The following is a 15,180-nucleotide window of genomic DNA, read 5'->3' as shown; positions in this document are numbered from 1 at the left end:
TTGCGGGAGCAATTTTTCTTCGAAAACAATTCTATTTTTATTAATATCTACTCTTTTTCACTGTTTCATTTCTTTATTTGTACCCTTTGCTTTCAACTCCTGAATACAAGCATTTTGAATACAAGCATTTATATTTGTGCTTACGAACAAAACAAGCAGAAACAACAGGAATATTCTATCCTAAATATTCTAACCAAAAACCAGATCCCTGAAAAATGACGTTCAACAACACCTTCGACTCCTTCCACCCCAGGATTCAGGAAGCCCTTAAGACCCTGGGTTTCACCAAACCCACCGAACCGCAGGAACGGGCTTTTCCTTTCATCCTTGACGGAAAGAACACTCTCCTGATTGCACCCACTGGCTCCGGGAAAACCGAATCGGCTGTCCTGCCGGTCTTCCACGCGATTCTCAAGAAAAAGCAGAAAAAGCGGAGCGGGATTTCCGCCCTCTACATCACTCCTCTCCGGGCTCTCAACCGGGATATGCTCTCCCGGATTGAGGTACTGGGAAAGCTGCTCGATATCAAAGTGCAGGTCAGGCACGGGGATACCCCGCAGAGCGAGCGCCAGCGGCAGTCGAAAAATCCCCCTGACTTCCTGATTACAACGCCTGAGACCCTGCAGGCGATGTTTACGGGTTCCCGGTTGCGGAAGAACCTGGAATCCGTGACCCATGTTGTTGTGGACGAGATCCATGAGCTTGCAGGCTCTAAACGGGGAGCCCAGCTTGCTGTGGGACTCGAGCGGCTGGTGGAACTTTCGGGAGAGTTCCAGAGGATCGGCTTGTCTGCGACGGTGGGAAACCCCTGGGAGATTGGAAAGTTCCTGGCAGGATCCGAAAGGGATTTTACGGTTGTAATGGTGCCCCTGCTCAAGCTGCTGGAATTTGATGTAGTCAGCCCGCAGGTCTCGGGGGAAGCCGAAGATAGGGAGGGCATGGAAAGGGAGGTCCTGGAGATTGTAAGGAAGGTTGGCTGTGAGCCGGAATTTGCCTCCCAGCTCCGCTGTATCCGGGATATTGTGGAGGAGAGCCAGTCAACTTTGATCTTTGTGAATACGCGACAGAGTGCGGAGGCACTGGCATCGGGTTTCAGGAAAATGGGGGCTTCTATCGGGGTGCACCACGGCTCGCTTTCCTTCGAGGCGCGGATTGAGGCTGAGGAGTCGTTCAAGGGAGGGGAGCTCCGGGGCCTTATCTGCACGTCTTCAATGGAACTCGGGATCGATATCGGGAAGGTGGACCGGGTGATCCAGTACGGGTCTCCGCGGCAGGTATCGAGGCTGCTCCAGAGGGTCGGGAGAGCCGGGCACAGGATCCATGAGGTTTCCAGGGGGACGATTCTTTCTATTGAAGCCGACGACACTGCCGAGAGCATGGCGATTACGAAGGCTGCCCTGGAAGGAAGGGTGGAAAAGATTTTCCCGCACGCCAAATCCCTGGACGTTGTTGCAAACCAGATCGCAGGGATGGTGATGGACTTCGGGGAAGTGAAGGTCGAAAAGATCTATTCGATTCTCCGGCGGGCGTATATTTTCAAGGACCTCAGCCCGGAAGAGCTGCAGCGGGTGGTGGACCAGGTCTCCGATTACAGGCTGGTCTGGCGGGACGAGGGTTCGCCTTCCGTCAAGAAGCGGAAGAAGAGCTGGCAATATTATTACGATAACCTTTCCATGATCCCGGACGAGAAAAAGTACGAGATCTACGACATAGTGAGCGGCAAGTCCGTCGGGACTCTGGACGAAGCCTTTGTAGTGAACTTTGCAAGCCCCGGCGCCGTTTTCATTACGAAAGGGGACATGTGGCGGGTCGTGGAGATGCCGGATAAGGAGCGGGAGCCTGGCAGGGACCGGATAAAGGTGGAACCCGTGGAGGGCATGGGGGAGGTCCCGAGCTGGACAGGCGAAGAAATCCCGGTGCCTTTTGAGGTGGCTCAGGACGTCGGGAGGCTCAGGGCTGAGATTGCGGAGCTGATCCGTGGATCGGCTGGATCTGAAGAACCTGATGAACTTGAGGGGCTGGATGATGAAAAGGCTGCTGAAAAGCTCCGCGAAAAGTACCCGGTGGACGTGCGTTCCGTGCTTGAGCTGGTCAGGCTGGTCCGGGAACACGTGGAAGGGGGCTTTCCGCTTCCGGACGCGGACACGATCGTGATCGAGGACGAGGGGGAGGCTGTGACCCTGAACGCCTGTTTCGGGCACAATACCAACGGGACGCTGGCACGGGTTTTGACCTCGCTTCTTTCGGCACGCTTCGGGAGCAGTGTGGCTCAGGAGGTGGACCCGTACCGGATCAGGCTTACGCTTCCAAGGCGGGTTGGGGCTGTGCAGATCCGGGACATGCTGCTTGCGATCCGTCCGGAGCATGTGGAGCCAATCATCGAGATGACGCTTAAAAACACGACCCTGATGAAGTGGAAGATGGTCCACGTAGCCCGGAAGTTCGGCGCCCTTTCAAAGGACATAGAGTACGACCGGATCAGCATGAAGAAGCTGCTGGACATCTACGAGGGCTCTTCCATGTACGACGAGGTGGTCCGGGAGATTTTCCATGATATGCTGGACGTGGAACGGGCAAAGGAGGTGCTGGAAAGGATTGCTTCCGGGGAAATCGCAGTCGAGGTCTCGGGCCCTACCCCGATCGGCTCTGCGGGCTTTGCCATGAAAAAGGACCTGGTAGCCCCCGAAAAGGCGGACCGCTCAATCGTCCTTGCCTTAAAGGAACGGATCATGAACGACCGGGTGATCCTCTTCTGTACGACCTGCAAGAAATGGACCTCCCGCCGCCAGGTCAAGAACGTCCCCGAAGAAATCGTCTGCCCGGTCTGCGATTCCAGGTCTATTGCAGCCCTCAAGCCCTGGGAAGAAGAGGAGATCAAACTGGTGAGAAAACAGGGCAAAGGCAGCCCCATCTCAAACGAGGAGAAAAAGAGGGTCCAGCGGGTCTACAGGAACGCAAGCCTTGTGATGTCCCAGGGGAATAAGGCAGTAATTGCACTTGCGAGCAGGGGAGTCGGGCCTGAGACGGCTTCAAGGGTTATTGCGAAGTTGAGGGTGGATGAAGAGGCGTTTTACAGGGATATCCTGAAGGCTGAGAGGCAGTATGTGAAGACGAAGAAGTTCTGGTGAGGGGAGGAAATAAATCACATTTATGATCTTAATATAAGTTTTTTACAATTGTCGTTGACAAATTTTATGTTCTATATTTTAGTAAGTTTTTGATATATTTTTTAATTTTGTTAAGTTGCATTACTCAAATTCAATCCTTTTCTGAGACCATAATGTACCAATATATTTTGGTTTGGATTGAATTCCGCATATTGATTTCGATATTTGAATGTCACAAAGTTAGTTTCTTTGTCAATGTTACCTATTGCATTGGAGTCGAACAGAAAGTTCAAAATGTCATTTAAATTAAGTGATTTGAATTTATCATCGGATTCTATAATTTCTTCTAATTGGGATATGTCAAATTTATTTTTCTTTACTTTTACTAGGAGTTGAATCGTCTTTTCTATATCTTCGTCTTTTAAAAATCCACACAAGTGGTCTTTTATTTCTCCAACGAAATAATCTTTTGAATAAGTTGTCAATGCATATTTAACATTGGATTTTGAGGGTTTTTCGTTGTTTCCTGAATGTTTTTGGATTTCGTTGAATAGCTGAATTATATCTCGGGGTAAATGCCTTGTGTAGTCAAAAAGAACTTGTTCAATTTCTTTGTTTTGATTCCCGTGATAAATATCTGGAGGTAAATACATTTCAAAGACATCTATTTCCTCACCCAGTGATATTTTAGCACGTAAATTTACCAGTTTGCTTAAGTTTGTGGATTTCAAATCTATTTTATCTTGGTGCCAATCAAGTACTATTCCAGAGTTTTGTTTAATTTTGTTTTTATTTGGTTCTGATAACTTGTTGAAAAGGTCTGTTCTACACATTGTGATTATTTTTGCCTTAATACCTTTTTGATAAAACTTTTTATTTATCTTATCTGCAGTTGCAACAAGTGCAGAAAGGGACTTATACTGTTTCTCCCTCTGGGTCAAAACGTCATCTAGTCCATCTATAATGATGAAATGTTTAGATTGTAATTCCACTAAGTAGAAAATTTCTTGTAGTGCGCTATATAATTTTTTTACATTGGTAATTTTTTCTTGTTTTTTTGATGATTCATATCCAACTTTGCTCAGTCCAATTTTAAAGTTTTTGTCTGTAGTAGTTTTTACAATGTTCTCTAAGGATAGATCTTCTTTTACCGATAACAATCCGAGATCAAAAAGTGCTTTTAAAACAGTTTTTGCTTTTTTTGTGTTTGGATAGCGAAATCCTTTATCTTCGATGAAAGAATTTAGAGACGCAACCATCAAAATGAATTCCCAATTGTCTGGATATTTTGTTTCAGGTGCCTCTCTGCACGGAATTACTTCTGAAAATCGATTATATGGAAAGTTGTCAAGATAATAACTTTTGGTACAAATATCGCCTTCTTCCTGTGCGATTACTTCCAGTTTGGATCCAATTGCTGATTTGCCAGAACCCTTTGGACCCAGAATTAAAAATTTTTCACTATTGATTATGGAGTCAATATATCCATATGCATCTAAAAAACCGTCGATAATGAGTTTAGGAGAATAAGTTAATTCATACTCTGCGGCAATTCTCCCAAATTCAATATCTTTAAATTTCATACAGATAAGATTTCTTGTCACATATTTAAAATTTTCTTATTTAACTTTCTTTTCATCAGTTCCTGGACCCCCATACTCTCATTTTTTGCTGGAAACTTCTTGATTATTCAGTACTTTTTTTCGGAGTTTGAAAGACCGAGTAGGTTGGATATGAAATGATATCAAGGATGGTTAAAAGGTAATGGTGGATGAAGAAGTATTTTTAAGGGATATTCTGAAGGGTGAGAGGCAGTATGTGAAAATGGAGAAGTTCTGGTGAAAAAGAAAAATATGTCAAAAAACTAGACTATAGTCATTTACGCAAAGAATTACACTTGAGATTGGACTGACCCATTTTTTAGTCCGAAACATTGTGTTTTTAGTTCGTTATGAGAAATGAAGTGTAAATAGTTGCGTTCAAGACTATAATTTCGGTCAGTAATTAATTATAGATAGTTTCTTATATTTTATTGTTTTCGCAAAATGTTGCTTGAATATGTGTCATGTTTTTCATATCTTTCATTTTGGAATTTAATAAATTTTATTGCAAATAAACAAATTTTTTTGAATATATAATACTTAAACCACAGTTTAATATACTTAACATTTCTGTGAATTATATCTATTGATAAAAGTATGATAAAAAACAAGAAAAAGATTATCTTAAGGTAAGACTGAGCTATCTCATTTTTGAGGAAAAACATTAATATAAATAAACATGAAGCAGTAAAAATAATAAATAAATCAAGTTCTTGATAATTTTTTAAACATTCATGTAGATTTTTATTTTCTTTTTGTTTGATGATTTTTTCTTCAAGTTTCTTCATCTCATTAATAAGAGTTTCAATTCTTTCATTTTTTCTGTTGTATGAAACGGTAATTCGGTTTTTCACTTTTTGATTTAATACATCTGTTTCATTGAAATTCTTTGATTTTAGCTCATACTTTTTTTGTGAAATTTCCATCTCATTTTGTATTTCTAAAAGTGTGCTTTTGTCCTTTACAAATTCTAATCCTATACGATCCCTTATCTTTATTATAATCTTTAATTTTTCATCTAGATACCTATCGTAAATGAAATGGATTAGGAGTGTAAATAACACAAATGAGAAAAGAAAGTTATAAAACGAAAATTCTTCTGGGTATAGCCAATAAATGAAACCATATGGTGAAAGTATCGATAGATAATAAAAAAATTTCTGATTGTTTTGTAGTAATTCTTCAAGCCATATGATTAATTGAAGTTCATTACTGACCATGATTACGTATATGATTAAAAGATACTTAAAATTTTTACTTCTCGAATATTAAATTGATGACAAGTATACCCCTGTTTTTTTGGTGGAACATATTTTAGCCCTCAATTTTCTAGATTTCTTGTAGATTTGAAAAACATATAAGCAGCCCCTCAAAAGTTACTGAAAAATGGGTATCCACTTCTGCATCCTTTCGAAAGGCTGAGTGGATTTTTAGCGTCCCAGTTCTCGACCTGACGATTTTAGGGTGGGCGGTTGGCTGGAGGAAAAATATAATAAAACAGTTATTTCGGTTGCTCGGCTAAGTTCCATCCTTCAGTTGTTCTACGGAAAAATGGATCTTTTTCTGCATTGAGCTTTCGAAAGGTTAAATGGATTTTTAGCGTCCCCTTTTTCTACTTGCTGATTTGATGGTGGGCGGTTGGCTAGCAGATAAATATAATAAAACCGTTATATTTCATCACATCGACATTAAGCCGGCACTTCGCCAAAAAAGCAGGACTTCATTTATTTGATAATTTGTTGATAAGGTACCCAACAAGAACAGCTCCACCAATTAGTAACAATCCACCAACAAATTCGTCGCTGTTCTTTTCGTCCAAATGATCCTCGTAATCCTCTATAGAGTCATAACCAATTTCTCTAACGTATTTTTCCACAACGTTTCGGTTGTAGTCACTGGATTCTAAAATTAAATTAAGGTACCTCTTCATTTCGGCGCTAGTTGCTTGATTGTTGGCAATTTTATCTCTGAGTCTGTATATCTCATTGCGTTTTTCCGGTGATAACTCCATTATTTGTTTCCCCCTCTTATGTTGATTTCCAGTGAGCCTTCTACTATTCTTTGGAATGCGTTCAAACCAGCAACTTCCATTTCTAGTTTTCTTATTTTTTCTTTGCAGTCTTTTATTTCTTCAATAGTGTGGCTCTTTTCTAAGTGTTCTATTTTCTCCTTACATTCCCTTATCTCATCTTTATTTTTCGATGATTGTAAGCCATTTTTTATGGTATTTGTTACGATTTCATAAGCAGAGCCAATCATATTCAGTTTCTCTCCTTGATATTCTAAGTACCGTCCAGTTCACCATATTTTTAAAAAGGTGGTTAAATAATTATCTATTTTTATCAAATTGAGTTTTTCTTTTCAACTTTCAGTTTTTCTAAGATGAAGTAAGATTATTTAATGGTATTAATTTTTTGATAACTTTTTGCTGATTTGAGGGTGGGCGGTTGGCTGGCGGAAAAATATAATAAAACAGTTATTTCGATTGCTCGGGCAAGTTCCATCCTTCCGTTGTTCTACGGAAAAATGGATTCCCACTGCTGCATTCTTTCGAAAGGTTGAAATGGATTTTTAGCGTCCCGTTTTTCGACCTGCTGATTTGAGGGTGGGCGGTTGGCTGGCGGAAAATATAATAAAACAGTTATTTCGGTTGCTCGGCTAAGTTCCAGCTTTCCGTTGTTCCAATTAAAACTGGAAATGTAGAACCCCTGGCATATTACTTGAGATGGCCCTGGTTTTTGTTACGGAGATTACTACTGATTCCAATTTTGGGAATTTCTTTCTTTATTTCGATAACTAGGGCCCTCACCGTTTGCGTGAGCAAACGGCCTTTTCCTTAATTTCTGAAAAAAGGTATTGAAAAATAAGCTTCTGTTATTAGCTTTTCTTTTCATTCAACTCATTTTATGTCGATATTCTGTTTTTTAATTATAAACATACTTTTGGGAACTTACTCATTATTTTTATTCATTTTAATTTACTTTCTGGAAAAGCCGGTCGTCTTCGCCGACCGGTGAGAGCGCCGGTACCTGGAATGCAAATCGAAAAAAGGTTTTAGTGAATAGCTGATGGAGGAATTGTTCTTACCCGGCTCTATTTTTCTAATTCTATCCGTCATTCCGTTATTCTGCTGAAAAATGGATGTCCACTGCTGCATCCTTTCGAATGGTTGAAGGTGATTTTAAGGTCCCGTTTTTCGACTTGCCGATTTGATGGTGGGCGGTTGGCTGGCGGAAAAATATAATAAAACAGTTATTTCGGTTGTTCGGGTAAGTTCCGTCCTTCCGTTGTTCTGATGGAAAATAGGTGTCAACTGCTGCATCCTTTCGAAAGGTTGAGTGGATTTTTAGCGTCCCGTTTCTCGACGTGCTGATTTGATGGTGGGCGGTTGGCTGGCGGAAAATATAATAAAACAGTTATTTCGGTTGCTCGGATAAGATTAGATCCCTAATTCTTCCTTAAGTTTTGAGGGTGTCAGCAGTTTTACTTCTTTTTTTTGCTCACTTTTCTCTTTTATGATTCCGCCGTTTTTTGATGGATATTCCAGGATTCCTATCTTGACAGTACCTGGGTCCTGTGGTTTGATATGTACTTTGTAAGTTCCGTTTTCTTTTACTGTGAAATCCGGATGATAGGGAAGATAATCTCCTTCAGGATGCATTAGCATGAACGTGTCTTCATATGCAACGTAGGAATCTTTTCTCACTGATATGTTGATTTTTTCGGGGCCTATCAGGTCAACAACCCAGAGTTCATATTTAGTATTTTTACTAAGATTTACTTGAAACTCCGATTCGTTTGATATGTACTCTGCAAAAATGCACTCCCCGTTATCCAGAGCAATAAAGATTGCACAAATAATGATTGGAACTATGGTGACAGATGCGATCTTTGCAAGCAGCCCTGGTTCTTCTGACGTACTATGCACTCCCTATAATATCTTCTCTTTTCAGAGTACTTACTTACCTTAACTTTCTTTCTCCTTATATAATTTATTTTAATGTTGGGAGATATTCGGCTTTGATAGAATTTGGCTGATTTGTGGGTGGGTGGTTGGCTGGCGGAAAAATATAATAAAACAGTTATTCCGGTTGCTCGGATTAGTTCCAGCCTTCAATTGTTCTACGGAAAAATGGATTTTTGCTGCGTTAAGCTTCCGAAAGGTTGATAGGGATTTTAGCGTTCCAGTTTTCGACCTGCCGATTTGATGGTGGGTGGTTGGCTGGCTGAAAAATATAATAAAACAGTTATTTTGGATAACTAAATAAACTTCAAAACAGCGGTGAAATCTGAGGATTTGAGGGGATGGGTGGAGAAGGTTTGAGACTGAAAAATAATCCGGGTTTCCGGTGATTTTTTAGTTCTCCCTAGTTTTCTCCCTAGTTTTCTCCCTAGTTTTCTCCCTAGTTTTCTCCCCTGTCCAATTTTCAGTTATTTCCCAATGTCCGCCCTTATCGGGGCCTACCCTTCTAAGGATGTCTTTTTCTTTCAGGCTTTTAAGCTGCCATTCAATGCCTTTTACTGTAACTCCCAGTTCACCTGCCAGTTCTTTTGTAGTTATGGAAGGTTCTTCTTTAATCAGGAGGATTATTTTCTCCCCGGTTTTAAGTTCTTCCTGAACCTTTCGGGTGCTTTCCTTTACAGTTTCTTCTTTCGATAACGGGAAAACTATCTTGTAGTAATCAAGTTCTCCTGAAACTTTCGGTTCCACTTCATAATAGGACTTCCATCCTCCGAACATCTTATCGAATCCTGAACCTGCATTTTCCGAGAGCCGGATTACCCGGAAGATCCTCGCAACTGTCGGGTTCCTGGGCATTGTGAAGTCTTCTTTCATGATTGAGTCCAGGTCTTTTGGGAGTGCGCCGGGGTTCATGAACTCGATCCGGTCAAGGAAGACCCGGATTCTGGGTTTCATGGGGCTGAAGTAGTCGGAGTGCATAAGGAGGTTTACCAGGGCTTCCCGGATTGCTGTTAGCTGGGGCTGTCTGTCGGTTGCAAAGCCATCTGCCCGGAGGGTAAAGGGCAGGTCTATTTTCTTTATCAGGCGCTCGAATATGCTGAAATAGAAGCGGAAGAGGTTTTCTTCTTCAGAGAGTCGGTAGCTGTAGCGGGTTGGGGCATCTGAATATGAGGTGCCAGGGATTTCCAGGTAGTCGATCCTGAAATCGGTAAGCAGGCGGTTGATGTTGTCTTCGGTGCCGAAAACAAGGAGACCTCCAATGGTAACTTTCCCGTCAACTATGGCCTGCAGTTTCTCAAGAAGAGCTTCAGCTGAAAGCTTGTTGTACCTGTGTTCCGGATTTACGTTCCCGAGGTAGATTTTGTAATCTTCAATTGTCTTCGGGTTGAGATCTTCAATTGTGAAGTCCGTAAGTTCCTTGTCTTTTGTCCCAAAAGCGGAGTCCCTGTACATTGCATCGATTTCCGCGTCCGTGGCTCGCTGGTCCCCACTTCCGGTTCTTATGAAGGTGTTTTTCCTGGAGTTGAAGTAAACAGGTCTTTTTTCGGAAGTCTGGATATAGAAGGCAAGCACGTTTTTTCCTTCTATCAGGTATTTTTTACAGGTGGCTATTATTTTCTGGTTGAATTTCTCTCCTCTTAGAGCAGTTGTAAAATCCTGTTCGATTTTTTCGGCGTCTTCTACGCCAGTAATATTATACCCTCTTCTGTATTCTTTTATCCCGAAAACCAGCCAGCCGCCATTTGTGTTGGAAAAGGCGCTGACCGTCTCAAAGCTGCTTTTTGGAATGGAGGTTCTTGCTTCCTTTACCTCAAAGTCTTCCCACTCCAGTTCTTCCAGTTTATCCAACAGCTCTTTCTGATTCATATGGGTGGCCTACAACATTCGCTTAATTCTTTTTCCTGCTTTCCAGTTTTCATAAGAGTTCTTCGAGTACTTAAATTTCTGCCCTTTGTTTTTTTGATCTCGCTTCAGCTAATGTTTTTCTGGTTTTTGGAACGCCTTCTTATTTCTTGTAATTTGAATTTCAGACTGGCATCTCTTCTAAAGTTCTGATGAAAATTAATGTTTACTGCTGCGTACTTCGAAAGGTTGAAATGAATATTAGCGTCCCGTTTTTCGATTTGCTGATTTGAGGGTGGGCGGTTGGCTGGCTGGAATATATAATAAAACAGTTATTTTGGAAACTATATTAACTTCTAAACCGCGGCGCAACCAGCCGATTTCCCCAGTTTCTCATACTTTATTCGTATCTTATTTTCTGGTCACTACCCAGTGTCCTGTTTTGTCTGATCCGATTCTTGTAAGGATGTCCCCGTCTTTCAGTTTTTTGATATTTCTCATTATTGTTGTTCGGTTTTTTCCAAGGGATTCTGCGATAGTATCATAAGTGATATTGATGTCGTTTTTGATCAGTCCGAGAATTTCTTCTTCTGAAGTTGTCAATTTTACAGGTGCATTTACAGGTGCATTTTCCTTAAATACCCCCGGATCAATATGTAAACGGTTCAAAATGAAATTCAAAAAATCAGGTTTCACAGTCCTGGTTGAGCAGGATAAAGGCGGGATGTACATAGCGACAGTGCCGGACATTTCCGGTTGCTACACGCAGGGAAAAACCCTGGAACAGGCTATGGAGCGTGTAGAGGAAGCTATTCAGGTCTGCCTTGAAGCGGAATGATATGGAGATAACTTATCCTGCTTTTACTTTTTGGGCTTCTTTTGGTAACTTAGAGCATTTTTGGGTTTTTTGGGTAGGCTTATTGTCAGGCTGCCTGGAAGATATATTGAAGGCATCTTTTCTCCCTGTCTGCCGTGGAAAAGCCGCGCCAAGGCGCGGGGAAATAACCCGTGAGGACGGCTAATAAGGTTGCGTTGGCTTTGTAGAAATCCTGTCAATTGCTTGAAATGGCCCTGATTTTTTTACAGGGTTTAATTAAGAATTGAAGAAATTGAGTCTCTCCATTTTGTTTATAAATATGTTTTTATAATTTCCCGTTAATTTATCTGTGCATAGTAAAGGGTATCTTTTAAACCCGATGCTATCTTGAAAGCAAGAACGATCATCGTTTTTGATATTGGGTGGGGGTTAATGAGTGAAAACTAAAGAAATATTGAAACCGATACTTACTGGAATTTTTTTGCTTCTGTTTGTTTCGAATGTGGGTCTTGGAGCCCTGAATAGTTCATTGATTGAAGAACTCTCTGTGGTAGATGCATTCCATCCGCCCGGGGAGGGGGATCCTGTAAACCTTTACAACGAATGGCACTATTTCAACGTCATCGATGAGGAACAGAACCTCTCAGTAACGTGCACTTTTAAATTGAACGGTGCTCTCAATGCTTCCGAAGTCATGCTTGGGTATTCGGCTAATGCCACTAACGCCACTAATGTCACTACTGGCTTGTTTTATGGAGTTTATCCTCTCGTTCCGGGAGTGGTGGAGTATTCTTCCGAATCCCCGAACGTTACGATCTCTAACAGTTCGGTGACGTTAACGGATCAGGGATACGTCGTGTATGTTGAGTCGGATGACGGGACGAAGGTTTTTGACGCGCTTTTCGTACCTGAGGTGGAGCCCAGTCCTGCATACAATATATCAGGGGTGCCTGTGCCGGGAACGGAAACCAACGGGCTGATAACTTCCGCGAAAATGACGGTTAACGGGACACTTACTGTTGACGGGCAGACATACGCCTTTGATCAGAGGAGAGGATACCATGACCACAACTGGGGCTACTGGTCCTGGGATTCGGACTTTGGCTGGGAAAGGGGTCAGGTCATCCAGCTAAATTCCAGCTCGAATGAAAGTGAGGTAGGGGAATATTCCCTCAGTTTCGGAAACATTACCAACGCTTCCCATACGCAATCTGCATTCTCTCTCCTGAGTGTCTGGAAGGGAGAAAACATAACTGCCAGTTTCAGCGGGGATGAACTGAAAATAGAGCATAACCTGACATCCTTCAATGAAACCTTCCCGATACCGGACCAGGGTATTGGCCTGCCCATAGCTTCCTTCCCTCTTCCCGTGGATACGAGCATAAGCGCATCAAATGCCTTGTCTCCTGATGCCAATAATCTCGAAATCGGGTTCAACACGGAGCAGTCCGTACTTGTCCCGATAGTAATAGTCGATGAAAGCGGGAATGTCAAATTCCGGGTTCTCTGGGGAATGATCGGAAACTACCAGGTCAACGGGACGATAGGCGGAGATCCGGTTTCATACACTGCGGACGGGTTTATGGAATACGTATCTGGAATGCCTGTCTCGCCTGTAGCGTTGTAAGCGGAGCTTTCTGATGGATGATATTGGTCTATCAGGGTTTTAAGGTTGATTGAAAAACGATTTTTTAATTTTTAAACATCGTGTTCGATCCGGAGAAAGGGGAAACTCCGGGTTTTGCCTTATTAATCGTGATATTCTTAGGGAGTTTAGTCCGGATTTCCCGGGGTTTTGGCCCCTTTTTTCTGTAATTGAGTTATTTTTATCCAATTTGTCATGATTTATATTTATAATTTATTTTCAGTGCGAATATATTTATATACTTATGATATTTAGTAACCCCTGCACAGAACAATAGTTTCCTGTGCTCAACAGGCCGGATGGTAAAGGTTTTAGAAAACCCCGGGCTTTCGGGTTGTTCCAAAATCCTATCCGTAGCAAAAATAGCCTAAAAAGAGGAGTTTTCTCCTCCCCTCGTTTCCTTCAATAAAATCCCAACTAAAAATTCCCGTAAAATGTCCTTTATCATATATCTTTATTAATATATTTTATCCGAAGTGAGTATCAAAATGTTCTTGAAAAAAAACGGTCTTGTCGAAAAAATTCGTGAAACGCCGTTGACACTTGGAGACATCTCCGAAGACGTATTCGGAGGCATCAGCACCGGTAACATCTTTTTACACAAGGTGGGCTTCCCGGGGAATAACGACCCGCAGGCCATGTTCATGTGCGAAGGGCTCTGTGTGGCCGTAAACATAGAACCGGAACTGGTCTATCCCTATGTTTCCGGGACCCTTGCCGGAAAATTTGCAGTCCGGTCTTCACCTTATGGTTTTATGCTGCCTTACGAGTTTTCAGGCAGTGGAGTCCGAAAGGCTTGCAGGGCAATTCCTCCTTCCGAACTGCAGGAAAAATATCCGCTGGCTTACTATCAGGTGATGGATTTCAAGAAGCTTTTTCACCATGACGCCTCCCCGCTTGATTCTGCTGACTATTACAGCGTGAGGGGAAGAAAGGTCATGGAGTACCTCAACACCCCGAAAATCATCATTAACGAAGGCTACCGCCTGCAGGCTGCTTACGATCCCACCGGAAACCACGTTTTCAGGGAAGGCTGCGGGATTGTCCTCAAAGACCCTGAAAAGTACCTCTACGTAACGGCAGTCCTGAACAGTCCGCTTGCAAAGCTCTTCCCCTCGCTCTGCAAAAATGAAATGTCGTATCCGGTCTCCCTGACCCCTGCGGTCCTGAAGCGCTTCCCTATTGCATTCCCGGAAGACAGTCGCGTTGAAAACCTGGTCAGTACGCTTTCCAGCTACCTCATTTACCTCCACGGACAGCAGTATGCGGCGAAAGAAGCCGAAAATTCCGGCTGGCTTGACGAACTCACAGAACTCACAGGTTTCTACGAAGAACTCGCAAACCTCCTGGTCATGGACACCTATCTCGGAAAGGACACGTCCTTGCGCTTCCTGGAAATCCTGGAGGAAAACGTCCACCCGTTTGCCGGTGGCATGGAATTTGAAAACGACGGAAGCCTGCTGGCTGCAATGCACTGCATAAAGCAGAAGCTTCTGGGCACGCGCGATTTCGAAAAATGCAGGCTTGACGTCGGGTTTCCCGACCTCATGAGCTTCCCGTAAACAAGCCGGAGCTACTGAAAAAAGACACTAAATAAAGACGCTAAATAAAGTCCCCTTGCTGCGGGGATTTTTACCGGTTAGGGTTTCCTCCTTCCCTAACCATTTCCTCTGATTACTTTCAACGGGAGTTTTCCCGGAAGATCTTCTTTCACTCCTTTTGCACCCATTTTCTGGATTTTGGACTTCTTTCTCTATTGCCGTTCAACCTTTTCCAGATTCAGCTTGCCGTATCCCTTCCCTGAAGCGGTGGACCGAGACATACAGGAGGGTTATAATGCCTGTATTGATCATCAGGATCACAGAATACCCGGCTTCTGATCCCAGGTCAGGTCCTTTTCCCCATATCTCCATTATGAAGTTCATAAGGCCCATAATCAGAGGCGTGAATATAAGGATTCTTCCCATTGTTTCCAGGGCTCCCAGTTTCTCCTCAGATCCCATGTGTCTGTATTCCTTTTTATTCTTCTTTAATCTTTTTTATTCTCCTTTATTCTTCTTTTTTGCCTTTCTATCTCCTTTTTTCTTCTTTAATCTTCTTTCCTGCATTCCGTATTTTTAGGCGCATAAAGGCCTTCAGATGTTGAATTATGTGCTTAAATTATAAGCACATTATTTTTTTTGACTGGATCTCAAAATCGGCAT

The 15,180-nt window shown here is 42.5% G+C and carries 12 protein-coding genes; 4 read left to right on the top strand and 8 right to left on the bottom strand.

Annotated features, from left to right (window positions below; genetic code table 11):
* Positions 1-215: 215 nt before the first annotated feature.
* Positions 216-3,128 (top strand): DEAD/DEAH box helicase, encoded by a 2,913-nt coding sequence (locus tag MSMTP_RS14655; protein WP_048180896.1) that lies wholly within the window; start codon positions 216-218, stop codon positions 3,126-3,128.
* A 110-nt stretch (positions 3,129-3,238) separates the two neighbouring features.
* Here the strand turns inward: MSMTP_RS14655 and MSMTP_RS14650 are convergent, their stop codons facing one another.
* The 7 genes from MSMTP_RS14650 to MSMTP_RS14620 form a co-directional block, all read right to left on the bottom strand.
* Positions 3,239-4,690 (bottom strand): P-loop ATPase, Sll1717 family, encoded by a 1,452-nt coding sequence (locus MSMTP_RS14650; protein ID WP_048180893.1) that lies wholly within the window; start codon positions 4,688-4,690, stop codon positions 3,239-3,241.
* Between the two features lie 446 nt (positions 4,691-5,136).
* Positions 5,137-5,928, bottom strand: coding sequence for a hypothetical protein (locus MSMTP_RS14645; protein WP_048180891.1), 792 nt, complete (start codon positions 5,926-5,928; stop codon positions 5,137-5,139).
* 500 nt (positions 5,929-6,428) lie between these two features.
* Positions 6,429-6,719 carry a hypothetical protein gene (locus MSMTP_RS14640; protein ID WP_048180888.1) on the bottom strand — a complete coding sequence of 97 codons (291 nt, stop codon included), beginning with the start codon at positions 6,717-6,719 and terminating at the stop codon, positions 6,429-6,431.
* Complete coding sequence (locus MSMTP_RS14635; RefSeq protein ID WP_048180884.1) at positions 6,719-6,967, bottom strand: hypothetical protein; 249 nt, start codon at positions 6,965-6,967, stop codon at positions 6,719-6,721. Before MSMTP_RS14635 ends, MSMTP_RS14640 begins: the two co-directional genes overlap by 1 nt.
* A gap of 1,180 nt (positions 6,968-8,147) precedes the next feature.
* Positions 8,148-8,636, bottom strand: coding sequence for a hypothetical protein (locus MSMTP_RS14630; RefSeq protein WP_052718420.1), 489 nt, complete (start codon positions 8,634-8,636; stop codon positions 8,148-8,150).
* Positions 8,637-9,065: 429 nt separating this feature from the next.
* Entirely contained in the window at positions 9,066-10,538 is a 1,473-nt protein-coding gene (locus MSMTP_RS14625) for an RNA-binding domain-containing protein (protein WP_048180880.1), read from the bottom strand.
* Positions 10,539-10,925: 387 nt separating this feature from the next.
* Positions 10,926-11,195, bottom strand: a complete 270-nt coding sequence (locus MSMTP_RS14620) for a winged helix-turn-helix transcriptional regulator (RefSeq protein WP_197076098.1) — start codon at positions 11,193-11,195, stop codon at positions 10,926-10,928.
* On the opposite strand from MSMTP_RS14620, the gene MSMTP_RS18675 reads away from it, so the two are divergent.
* The 3 genes from MSMTP_RS18675 to MSMTP_RS14605 all read left to right on the top strand — a co-directional run bounded on the left by MSMTP_RS18675 (position 11,185) and on the right by MSMTP_RS14605 (position 14,538).
* Entirely contained in the window at positions 11,185-11,352 is a 168-nt protein-coding gene (locus tag MSMTP_RS18675; RefSeq protein WP_082090645.1) for a type II toxin-antitoxin system HicB family antitoxin, read from the top strand. The two genes, MSMTP_RS14620 and MSMTP_RS18675, sit on opposite strands and share 11 nt — an antisense overlap.
* Before the next feature lie 415 nt (positions 11,353-11,767).
* Positions 11,768-12,958, top strand: coding sequence for a hypothetical protein (locus MSMTP_RS14610; protein ID WP_156153853.1), 1,191 nt, complete (start codon positions 11,768-11,770; stop codon positions 12,956-12,958).
* A gap of 506 nt (positions 12,959-13,464) precedes the next feature.
* A complete protein-coding gene (locus MSMTP_RS14605) occupies positions 13,465-14,538 on the top strand; it encodes a hypothetical protein (RefSeq protein ID WP_048180871.1) in 1,074 nt (357 codons plus the stop codon).
* 201 nt (positions 14,539-14,739) lie between these two features.
* On the opposite strand, the gene MSMTP_RS14600 is transcribed toward MSMTP_RS14605, so the two are convergent.
* Positions 14,740-14,979 carry a hypothetical protein gene (locus tag MSMTP_RS14600; protein WP_048180870.1) on the bottom strand — a complete coding sequence of 80 codons (240 nt, stop codon included), beginning with the start codon at positions 14,977-14,979 and terminating at the stop codon, positions 14,740-14,742.
* Between the last annotated feature and the right edge of the window lie 201 nt (positions 14,980-15,180).

The organism is Methanosarcina sp. MTP4 (assembly GCF_000970045.1).
In the GTDB taxonomy this organism is placed as follows: domain Archaea; phylum Halobacteriota; class Methanosarcinia; order Methanosarcinales; family Methanosarcinaceae; genus MTP4.
This window is presented reverse-complemented; position numbering and strand designations above follow the sequence as displayed.